The 6,100-nt window shown below is 59.4% G+C and carries 6 protein-coding genes; 1 reads left to right on the top strand and 5 read right to left on the bottom strand.

All coding sequences use genetic code 11. From position 1 onward, the window contains the following. The first annotated feature begins 267 nt into the window (after positions 1 to 267). Positions 268 to 1,044 carry an ABC transporter substrate-binding protein gene (locus AC1DH9_RS19275; RefSeq protein WP_427532032.1) on the top strand — a complete coding sequence of 259 codons (777 nt, stop codon included), beginning with the start codon at positions 268 to 270 and terminating at the stop codon, positions 1,042 to 1,044. Positions 1,045 to 1,197: 153 nt separating this feature from the next. On the opposite strand, the gene AC1DH9_RS19280 is transcribed toward AC1DH9_RS19275, so the two are convergent. From AC1DH9_RS19280 to AC1DH9_RS19300, 5 genes are all read right to left on the bottom strand, one after another. After that, a complete protein-coding gene (locus tag AC1DH9_RS19280; RefSeq protein WP_019691959.1) occupies positions 1,198 to 1,824 on the bottom strand; it encodes a helix-turn-helix transcriptional regulator in 627 nt (208 codons plus the stop codon). 89 nt (positions 1,825 to 1,913) lie between these two features. Next, the gene (locus AC1DH9_RS19285; RefSeq protein WP_477808597.1) at positions 1,914 to 3,041 is read right to left on the bottom strand and encodes an NAD(P)/FAD-dependent oxidoreductase; all 1,128 of its coding nucleotides are present in this window, start codon (positions 3,039 to 3,041) and stop codon (positions 1,914 to 1,916) included. 149 nt (positions 3,042 to 3,190) lie between these two features. Beyond that, positions 3,191 to 4,144 carry an ornithine cyclodeaminase family protein gene (locus AC1DH9_RS19290; RefSeq protein WP_427545197.1) on the bottom strand — a complete coding sequence of 318 codons (954 nt, stop codon included), beginning with the start codon at positions 4,142 to 4,144 and terminating at the stop codon, positions 3,191 to 3,193. Positions 4,145 to 4,284: 140 nt separating this feature from the next. Next, positions 4,285 to 5,760, bottom strand: coding sequence for an ATP-dependent RNA helicase RhlB (gene rhlB, locus AC1DH9_RS19295; protein ID WP_427545195.1), 1,476 nt, complete (start codon positions 5,758 to 5,760; stop codon positions 4,285 to 4,287). A 96-nt stretch (positions 5,761 to 5,856) separates the two neighbouring features. Continuing rightward, the coding region (locus AC1DH9_RS19300) for an alpha/beta hydrolase (protein ID WP_477808598.1) at positions 5,857 to 6,100 on the bottom strand (244 nt) is incomplete at its 5' end.

Genomic DNA, 6,100 nt, shown 5'->3' on the forward strand with positions numbered 1-6,100 from the left:
CTCCCACATTGAATTATCGTCGTACACAAAAATTGTGTCTGATGGAGACCAACTGTGGGAGCGAGCCTGCTCGCGATAGGGTTATCAACAACACCGAATTTTTCCCTGATTCGCCTCCTGCCGACCAGAGGCTGAAAGAACTGCGCACGCCCGATTGACGGGAAATACATAAAAGTCCAGTATGGAATTATAAGTACAAAAAAGCCGTTTCTCGTTTCACTTTCTTCTGTCTTGCCAAACCAACAACAACCCGCGAGAAAAATAAACATGAAGAAGCTCCCCCTGATCGGTGGCCTGGCCCTGAGCCTGTTGGCGTGCAGCAGTCTGTTTGCCGCCGAGAAAACCCTGCGCATCGGTATCGAAGCGGCGTATCCGCCGTTTGCCTCCAAGACCTCGGATGGAAAAATCACCGGTTTCGACTACGACATCGGCAACGCGTTGTGCGCGCAGATGAAGGTCAAGTGCGAGTGGGTCGAGGGTGAGTTCGATGGTCTGATTCCTTCCCTCAAGGTGAAGAAAATCGACGCCGCGCTGTCGTCCATGACCATTAACGAAGACCGTAAAAAATCGGTGGACTTCACCCACAAGTACTACTTCACCTCATCGCGGCTGGTGATGAAGGACGGTGCGGTGGTTGATGACCAGTACGCAAGCCTCAAGGGCAAGACTATTGGTGTGCAGCGGGCAACCACCACGGACCGTTACGCCACGGAAGTCTTCGAGCCCAAGGGCATCAAGGTGGCGCGTTACGGCAACAATGAAGAAATCTACATGGACCTGGCCGCCGGGCGTCTGGACGGCGTTTTCGCCGATACCATTCCGCTGAGCGACTTCCTGTCGATGCCTCGCGGCAAGGGCTACGCGTTTGTCGGACCGGAGCTCAAGGACCCGAAATACGTGGGCGAGGGCGCCGGGATTGCAGTGCGCAAGGGCAACACCGAATTGGTTAGCCAGCTGAACAATGCCATCGACGGCATTCGCGCCAACGGTGAATACCAGAAGATCGAAGCCAAGTACTTCAAGTCGGATATCTACGGCGATTGATTGATCGCCATCGTCGGAACGCCGCCCGGAGCAGGCTCGCTCCCACATTTGATCTCCACAAGACACAGATTTTGTGATCGATACAGAACCAGTGTGGGAGCGAGCCTGCTCGCGATGAGGCCCTACCAGCCAACACACCTCTCAGGTCAGGTTTCAGCCTTTCAACTCCTTCAAATGCTTGTACACCGTCGCCCGTCCCATGTTCAGCACGTTGGCCACATAGTTGGAGGCGCTTTTGCCTTTGAAGGCGCCTTCGGCGTGCAACGCCAGCACCAGTTCGCGCTTGTGCTCGCGGGTCAGCATATTCAGACCCAGTTGCCGCTCTCGCAGCCAGTTATGCAGGAAGGTGTTGATGCGCTCCTGCCAGTCGTCGCGAAACAGCGCGTCAGGTTGCGGGATCAACTTGCTCGGTGAGAGAAACAGATCCAGCGCCGCCTTGGCGTTTTCAAACAGCGAAATATTCAGGTTGATGCACAGCACGGCAATCGGACGCCCTTCGCTGTCGCGCAGCACGCTGCTGAGGCTGCGGATCTTTTGCCCGTCCCAATTGAGCTTTTCGTACGGACCGATATTCCGCTCGCTGATTTCTTCGCTGAGCATGTCTTCCAGCGCGGCATCGTCACCGACTTCACGCTTGGACAGGTTGTTGGCGATGTAGTCGATTTTCTGCGTGCGCAGGTCGTGCAGCACCACCTCGGCGTGGGGGAAAAACAGCGTGGCAATGGCGTCGGCGATCGCCCGGTAGTTATCCAGTGCAGGATCTTGAAGAGGTGGGGTCATGGGTGTTGCTCCAGGCAATCAGCGCCCTGTAGAAAAAGGGCGCTGGGAGTTTGCCGTAATCGGGGGCAGACGTCACCCCGCAGGCCGGTTCAGCCAAGGCGGGAAGGGGAGAGCATCGCAGCGCTGAGGCCAAAGCGGCTGAGTTGCTCCGGCAAGGCTTCGCCACATACCAGCGCGGCACTGGCCTGGCCCATGGCGGGCGAGGTCTGAATGCCGTAACCACCCTGCGCGGCCACCCAGAACAGACCCGGCACGTGCGGATCGAAGCCGCTGATCAGATCGCCGTCGCCGACAAAACTGCGCAAACCCGCCCAGGTGCGGGTTGGTCGGCGGATGCTCAGGGTGGTGGCTTCTTCGATCTGGTAAATGCCCATGGCGATGTCCAGCTCTTCGGGCTGCACGTCATGCGGCTCGACCGGGTCGGCATTGGCCGGTGAACCGAGGAACATTCCGGCATCGGGCTTCATGTAGAACGATTCGTCGAGGCTGACCAGCATCGGCCAGTCGTGGATATCCACACCTTCGGGGCCGGCGAAGATGAAGGCTGCACGACGCTTCGGGATCAGCCCAAGAGGCTTGGCGCCGGCCATCTCACCGAGTCGGTCAGCCCAGGCACCGRCCGCATTGATAATGACCGGTGCGCTGAAGGTCTGCTCGGCGGTTTTCACTTGCCAGAGATTGTCGGCATCGCGCGTCAGGCTCAGGACTTCGCTGTCGGTGTGCACTTCGCCCTGGTTGCGGCGGATGCCGCGCAGGTAGCCCTGATGCAGGGCGTCGGTGTCGATGTCCGAGGCGGTGGGGTCGTAGATCGCTCCGTGAACCTTCTCGCGACGCAGGATCGGCATGCGGGCACAGGCGTCGTCGGCGCTGAGCAGTTGCATCTGCGGCACGGTCGCCTTGGCACTCAGGTACTGATTGTTCAGCTCGTCCGGGTCGCCAGTGAAGTCGACTGTCATCTCGCCGCGCGGGGTCAGCAGCGGGTGTTCGCAGAAACCGGCCGGGGGTGCATCGAAGAAGTCCCGGCTGGCCTGGGTCAGTGCGCGCACTTGCGGCGTACCGTAAGCGGCGGTGTACAAAGCGGCCGAACGCCCGGTGGAGTGATAGGCCGGGTGGGATTCGCGTTCGAGCACGATTACCCGACCGTGTCGTGACAGCCAAAAACCGGTGGAAGCACCGGCAATGCCACCGCCGATGATGATGAAGTCTGCCTGGGTCATGAACGTCTCCTGATGGGCGTAAATGCCGAAGTTGTAGAGGTCCCCTGTGGGAGCGAGCCTGCTCGCGATGCAGGCGCCGCAAWCCGTCAGGCGAACAGCGGTGACGCAATCGCGAGCAGGCTCGCTCCCACAAGGGAAAGCGTTTCGTTTCAGTTCTGCTGTTGCAACTGATAAAGGGCATTGGCCAAGGCGATGTCTTCCAGGCCCAGACCGATGGAACGGAAGAACACATGGCGATCATAAGCCGGACGGGGCGTCTGTTCGCTCAACAGTTCGGCCAGGTCGCCGGCAATCGAGTTTTTGTCCCAGCCGTGTTGCTCTCTGGCGATCAGCATTTCGCCGGCGGAATCTGGAGTAGTCAGGCGGTAGTCGCAATAGACCTGCATTTCGCTGAGCGTTGCAGGCGGCACCTCGTGGGCACGCACTGCGTTGGTACTGATGGAGGTGATCAGTGTCGGTTTGCTCAAGGTCCGTGGGTTAATCACAGGTCCCGCAGACGAGGTGCAGAGCATGATCACGTCGGCGTCCTGGATCGCGGCTTCGCGGCTATCGAACACCTTCAGGCGCGAGTCGATGGCCGTCAGTTGGGCGAGCAATTGCGGATCCCGGCTCGCCAGATTCGGTGAATAAAGGCTGATGCTTTGCCATTCCCGTACGTTCCTCGCGTAATGCAGGTGAGCCTGGGCGACCGGGCCGCTGCCGATGATTGCCAGATGCCTGGCGTGCGGCAGGGCGAGGGCATCAATAGCAACGGCAGTGGTCGCGGCGGTGCGCGCGGTGGTCAGTTCACCGGCATCGCAGAGCAACAGCGGCTGGCCGGTTTGCATTGACATCAGCAGCGTCCAGGCGGTCACCAGCGGGCCTTCCTGGCGCACGATGTAGGGCGAGGTTTTAATGCCGTACACACCGTCTTCGGCCAATACCCCGAGGTAATTGATGAAGTCTCCGGCACCTTGCGGAAACTCCACCAGTTGCTGCGCCGGTTGTACCGCCTGACCCGCGGCCAGGTCGCGGAACAGCTTGCGCAGGATCTTCGGCACGTCGACTTGCTCAAGCAGTTCGCGGGCCTGGGGTTTGGCGATCACATAAGGTGTGCTGGGCATGCGGGTGCTCCGTGGATTCGCAAGTAAACTAATTTGTCCATTGTGGACTTATTGTTCCGTTTGGCAATATCCAGGCGTAAAAAAAGCGCAGTCCGTTTCCGGCTGCGCCTTCTTTTGGGGGAGAGCTGTGTGACCGAAATTTACGGACGCTTGCGCTCTACAGGGCGTAACAGATGAGTCGGCGGGGTTTCGCAACTGATCTTGCGACCCAGCAATGCCTCGATGGACGGTAACTGGTAGGAATCGTCTTCACCRGCGAAGCTGATGGACACGCCTTCGGCACCCGCGCGACCGGTACGACCAATGCGGTGGACGTAATCGTCCGGCACTTCCGGCAGGGTGAAATTGATCACATGGCTGATACCGTCGATGTGAATCCCGCGACCGGCAACATCGGTGGCCACCAGCACGCGGATCTTGCCTTCGCGGAATCCTTCCAGGGTCTTGATGCGCTTGTGCTGCGGAACGTCGCCCGACAGTTGGGCCGCGTTGACGCCATCACGCACCAGGCGTTCTTCGATGCGCCGCACTTCGTCCTTGCGGTTGGCGAAGACCATCACCCGCTCCCAGCCGTTGTCGGTGACCAGGTTGTAGAGCAGCTTGTACTTATCGGCGCCGGCAACGGCGTAGATGTGTTGTTCGACGTTTTCGCTGGCAACGTTCTCGGATTCGATTTCAACGATGGACGGGTCGGTGGTCCATTGCTTGGCCAGGTTCATCACGTCTTCGGTGAAGGTGGCGGAGAACAGCAGAGTCTGACGTTCGCTTTTCGGTGGCGTCTGGCGAATGATCTGACGCACTTGTGGGATGAAACCCATGTCGAGCATCCGGTCAGCTTCGTCGAGCACCATCACTTCGACCATGTCCAGGTGCACGTCGCCGCGCTGGTTGAAGTCCAGCAGGCGGCCCGGGGTCGCAACGAGGATGTCGCAGTGGCGGGCTTCGAGGTGTTTGAGTTGCTTGTCGAAGTCCATGCCGCCAACGAAGGTCATGACGTTGAGACCGGTGTACTTGGTCAGGTCGGCTGCATCCTTGGCGATCTGCACCACCAGTTCACGGGTGGGTGCAATGATCAGCGCCCGCGGTTCGCCCATGTAGCGCTCTTTCGGCGGCGGGGTTTGCAGCAGCTGGGTGATGATCGAGATCAGGAATGCGGCGGTTTTACCAGTGCCGGTCTGGGCGCGACCGATGGCGTCTTTGCCGGCCAGGGTAAAACCCAATACTTGCGCCTGGATCGGCGTGCAGTACGGGAAACCCAGGTCCTGGATGGCGTGCATCAGTTCCGGGGCCAATTTGAAATCATGGAAACGGGTTTTGCCTTCCTGGGGTTCGACGACGAAATCTTCGAGTTTCCAGGCGACTACGGGCGGTTTCGGCGCACGTTCACGGCGCGGTTGTGCAGGTTTTGGCGTCTCGCTGCGCGGTTTGTCCGCAACAGGCTCGGTGGCCGGTGTGTTCGCGGGCGTATGTTTCGGTGCCGCGACTGCTGCGGTCCGGCCAGGCTGATGACCGTCGGTGCGGCTGCCGGGTGTGTGGGAAGGTGCGCTGGAGCTGGGCGCGAGCTGCTCAGCCTCGCTTTTACCGAACATTTTTTTGAGTGCTTTGAGCACGGTCATCTCATCAATTGGTTAAGGAATGTACGCCGGCCAGTGTAATGCAAGAAACCGGCGCGGCGTAGTGTGTTGCTCATACAGCTACAGGAAGTTTCTGTATTAGCGCAAGCGGTCCGCGAGCCAGACGCCAATATCGCGGATTTCTTCGGGTAACACTTCGTGACCCATTGGGTATTCCTGCCATGTCGCGGTGACACCACGGGTCTTCAAATGCTCGTACGCACTGCGTCCCATGGCGTTCTGGACGACATCGTCGTATTGACCATGCAGGCACAGCACCGGGATCCGCTGTTGGCTGGCTGAAAGCTCCAGTTCATCGCTGAATGTCGGCGCATAGGTAGAG

The organism is Pseudomonas sp. 05T35, from assembly GCF_056396605.1.